The sequence below is a fragment of the Chamaesiphon sp. VAR_48_metabat_135_sub genome, assembly GCF_031418915.1.
Lineage (GTDB): Bacteria > Cyanobacteriota > Cyanobacteriia > Cyanobacteriales > Chamaesiphonaceae > Chamaesiphon.
The window spans coordinates 1-4400 of the sequence record NZ_JANOJV010000303.1; the positions used below are offsets into that span (position 1 = coordinate 1).

Below are 4400 nucleotides of genomic sequence, written 5' to 3' on the forward strand. Positions count from 1 at the left end.
TGGCGGTACGTCGAGGGAATAGCTAGTGAGAATTAGGGTTTTGCGGCTGCGTTTGAGTTCGCGGGTGAGATTTTTGATCTCGCGGATAATTGGTATATTTGGGGGTTGGAGCGGCGATTTTAAGATCGGGTGGATGTCTTGCAAGACAAAGATCGCGGGTTTATCGGCTGGTGCTTTGGCAATCCGCCCTAATGCAGCGATGGGGGAACCTTTGTCGGCTCCGTTATCATTCCAACCTCTGACGATATCCCAAAATCGGAGTTCTCTGGCTGGTTGGGATTTATCTGCTACTTGGAGTAGTACGGTTTCGATCGGTTCTTCTTCGGCACCGACGATATAAATCAGCGGATACCGCGCCCGCAGCATTAAGTCTAGTTGTTCGACGATTTCTTGGTGGCTGGGGGGAAGCATGGGGACTTTGGATTGGGGTTGAAATAATATCGATCGTAGTTAGAATTTAGTCTTTAGTTGAAGCCCTCGAATGAATTCGGGTGCTCAGAGCGAAAGTTCGTTAAAACGAACTAAGATTTCTGCGTAGTTATCTTTAGATAACTTTTGCTTTGAGCGCGAAATTCCATTTCAGCGCGGATCTCGATCGCACTAACAACCCTCAAAATGACTCAGTTTGTTCCAGCACTTTAACAATCTGTCCAGTGGCGTGATGTTGTTTTTGATTTTCGACATACGCGATCGCCCATTCTAACCTCTGTTCGCCCAAAGAAAACACCGCATATTCATGTTGCCAAGCAAACTGATAACTATCTTCTGCAAACTCTTGGTTTAAATAACGGCAGCTACTACCTTTAATCCGTTTGGCAAAATCTGAAATAGATAGCTTTGGTGGAATTGACACAATTAGATGAATATGGTCTTCAATGCCACCGTTGGCGTAGCCTCTCCCCTGGAGAATCGCATGTAATTGACATTCGAGAAAATCAGCTTTGCCTTGAATATGTGGATACAGGACTTTTTCGTGAGCTGGGCTAATTAATGGTTGTCTATCTTTAGTTGCCCAAACTAAGTGATAAAATAATCTCCAAAGTGGCATGTTAAAAATGTTGGCATTTTGTTTATTAATATGCCCAAGATTCGATCGAATGTTAACAAATTGGTTGAAATTAGATTAGGACAAGGCGATCGTTGGTACCTACTGGAGGCGATCCATTGACGATCTCTAGAATTTAGTGAAGATCTAAGCCCTCGAATGAATTCGGGGCTAAGAGCTAAAGTTCGTTTCAACGAACTAAGATCTCCGCGTAGTTATCTGAAGATAACTTTTGCTATGAGCGCGAAATTCTATTTCAGCGCGGATGTCGATTGCACTAGCGAAAATCGATCGGTTCTTCTTCGGCTCCGACGATATAAATTAGCGGATACCGCGCCCGCAGCATTAAGTCTAGTTTTTCGACGATTTCTTGATGGCTGCGAGGGAGGGTGGACATTTTGGATTTTGGATTGATTCTAACTAACAACACGAAATCCCGTAGTCAAAGGAGTCGATGCCACAAGTCCGTTACGAAAAGCAGATTTACAATTATTTGGAATGTCGTGGCAACCACCACCGCGAACTACATATACGCGGCGATCGTTCCAATGAAATGACTCTTGGTAAGTTTCATGCCAACAATCATTATTCCAAGCATTTCCATCTACTGGCGCACCTTGATAATTTTCATGCCAGCAATCTTCACACCATTCCCATACATTTCCATGCATATCGCATAGCCCAAAATGATTGGCTGGAAAGCTACCAACTATCGTTGTCTTACTTCTATAAATTTTTGTGGAGATATCTAGAGCAGAAAACGTACCATCAAAATTTGCTATATCAGTTGTAATTGTCTCCCCATAATGAAAAGGAGTTGTTGTTCCCGCTCGACAGGCATATTCCCATTGTGATTCACTAGGAAGTCGGTATTTTTTTTGTGTTTGTTGGCTCAATTTCTCACAAAACACCTGAACATTATCCCAAATAACACTTTCTACTGGTAACTTTCCATCACCCTTAATATAAGAAGGATTACTGCCCATGATGGCTTGGTATTGCTCTTGGGTTATTGGATATTTACCCATATGGAATGCTGGAACACTGACTAAATGTTGAGGTTTTTCACGAGCTAGACTATTTTTATCCTTGTCTGAAGATCCCATGATAAAGCTTCCAGCCGAAATATATACCATATCTAGCATGATTCCATTACCCAGCTTTTCTGTATAGTAGAAGGCTTGTTTGTTTGTACGGCTAGTAATTTCACCACTTTTATTTACTGTTACTGTCTCAAATGTAGATAATTCGTGAATCGTACCAAATTCATGAGCTAACTTCTGTTTTGTACCAGGCACCCCACCTAATACCGCTGCATCGATCGGTACTGGATTTTGTCCGCCTAAAATGGCATCGGTGTTGGATGGTTGAAGTTCTGACATGCTGATGGAGATCGATCGAGTTACCAATATTATGCCCAATCCACTGCAAAACCTGACATCTTTGCCATGCTGGTAAGTTTAAAAACCCTACTTTTTGTAAAAATCGGATTTTGAGCGGGATTTGTGCGAGATGTGAGAAAACTCACCTTTCCTTCACCAAAATTTTTTACTAAGATCGAAAGAATAGCTTTACTCCCACATCATTCCATGACTATTACTCCATCCCTAGCACCGATCTTGAGCACTGAGAAACTAGCCTGGAACTGGCGCGGACATCAGATTAAATATACAATTACAGGTGAGGGTCAACCGCTATTATTGATTCATGGTTTCGGTGCCTCGATCGATCATTGGCGCAAGAATATCCCGATCTTAGCTGAGGGTGGATATCAAGTATACGCGATCGATCTACTCGGATTTGGTGGTTCGGATAAAGCCCCGATCGATTACAGTATGGAACTGTGGGAAGAATTGATCGTAGACTTCTGGCATGAGTATATCAACCAACCGACGGTATTTGTCGGTAACTCGATCGGTGCTTTACTCAGTCTAATGTTGGTAGCCCATCACCCCGAACTTAGTGCGGGTGGAGTATTAATAAATTGTGCGGGTGGATTAAACCATCGTCCTGACGAATTGAATTTCCTATTGCGAAATGTGATGGGGATATTTACTAATATTGTCGCATCTCCAGTCTTTGGTAAATTTATCTTCGATCGAGTCCGCCAAAAATCCCGCATCCGCACTAGTCTCTATCAGGTCTATACCCGCCGTGAAGCCGTCACCGACGAACTAATCGACATTATCCATCAACCCGCTTGTGACCCAGGCGCACAGCAAGTTTTCGCCTCGATTCTGACTGCATCACCAGGGCCAACCCCCGAATCATTATTACCCCAAGTCACTAAACCGCTGCTAGTATTATGGGGCGAAAACGACCCCTGGACACCGATAAAGGGTGCAAAGGTCTATCAAGAACTCGCCGCCGCTGGACAAGCCATTACGGTCGTTTCGATCCCCAATGCAGGGCATTGTCCCCACGATGAGCATCCTGAAGTTGTTAATCCAGCAATTTTAGAGTGGTTGGCACGGGTTAAATGAGGGAGTAGAGATATTTGATGTGCTGCGTAGATCTTACCCACCCCGACCTACGGGCACCCCTCCTCGGAGGGGATTTTTCACCCAAAATCAAATACTGGCAGGTACCTCATGGCACATCTAGCGAATCGACGAATTGAGAATATCGACGGTGATTTTTACGTCGATAAAAGTTGTATTGATTGCGATACTTGTCGGTGGATGGCTCCGACGGTATTTAGTCAATCTGGTGATATGTCGGCAGTTTATCATCAACCAGTAAGTGCTGATGAAAGATTGGCAGCGATGCAGGCACTATTATCATGTCCAACAGGATCGATCGGGACGCTAGAAAAGCCCTATGATATCAAGCAAGCTCAGGCATCATTTCCCCTCCTCGTCGCTGAAAATATCTATCATTGCGGTTATCATTCCGAGAAATCCTATGGAGCAGCGAGTTATTTAATTCAACATCCAGATGGGAATATTCTGATCGATTCGCCCCGATTTACGCCGCCTTTAGTCAAACAGATCGAAGCAATGGGTGGCGTAAAATATCTCTATCTCACCCATCGTGATGATGTTGCCGATCATCAGAAATTTCACGACTATTTTGGTTGCGATCGCATCCTGCATCAAGACGATATTACCACCGATACTCAATCTGTCGAACGTCAACTTCAAGGGGTAGATCCAATTCAATTAATCCCCGATGTTTTAATTATCCCCGTCCCCGGACATAGTAAAGGACATACAGTTCTATTATATAAACACAAGTTCCTATTTACTGGCGATCATCTTGCTTTCAGTCGCCGCCTCGGACATTTGGGAGCCTTTCGAGATTTCTGTTGGTATTCCTGGGCAGAACAGCTTAAATCTATGCAAAAATTAGCTGA

Annotated in this window: 4 protein-coding genes and 1 pseudogene; 2 read left to right on the forward strand and 3 right to left on the reverse strand. The window is 43.7% G+C overall.

All coding sequences use genetic code 11. The annotated features are described in order from the left end of the window. The 3 genes and pseudogenes from RMO55_RS20745 to RMO55_RS20755 all read right to left on the reverse strand — a co-directional run. A pseudogene (locus tag RMO55_RS20745) lies at window positions 1–411 on the reverse strand (AAA family ATPase); the annotation flags it as partial. 199 nt (window positions 412–610) lie between these two features. Further along, window positions 611–1048 carry an IS200/IS605 family transposase gene (gene tnpA / locus RMO55_RS20750; RefSeq protein WP_396134438.1) on the reverse strand — a complete coding sequence of 146 codons (438 nt, stop codon included), beginning with the start codon at window positions 1046–1048 and terminating at the stop codon, window positions 611–613. Window positions 1049–1461: 413 nt separating this feature from the next. Next, a complete protein-coding gene (locus RMO55_RS20755; protein WP_310429884.1) occupies window positions 1462–2427 on the reverse strand; it encodes a formylglycine-generating enzyme family protein in 966 nt (321 codons plus the stop codon). Window positions 2428–2634: 207 nt separating this feature from the next. On the opposite strand from RMO55_RS20755, the gene RMO55_RS20760 reads away from it, so the two are divergent. Further along, the gene (locus RMO55_RS20760; RefSeq protein WP_310429886.1) at window positions 2635–3528 is read left to right on the forward strand and encodes an alpha/beta fold hydrolase; all 894 of its coding nucleotides are present in this window, start codon (window positions 2635–2637) and stop codon (window positions 3526–3528) included. 108 nt (window positions 3529–3636) lie between these two features. Further along, a partial coding sequence (locus RMO55_RS20765) for an MBL fold metallo-hydrolase (protein ID WP_310429888.1) occupies window positions 3637–4400 on the forward strand: 764 nt, incomplete at its 3' end.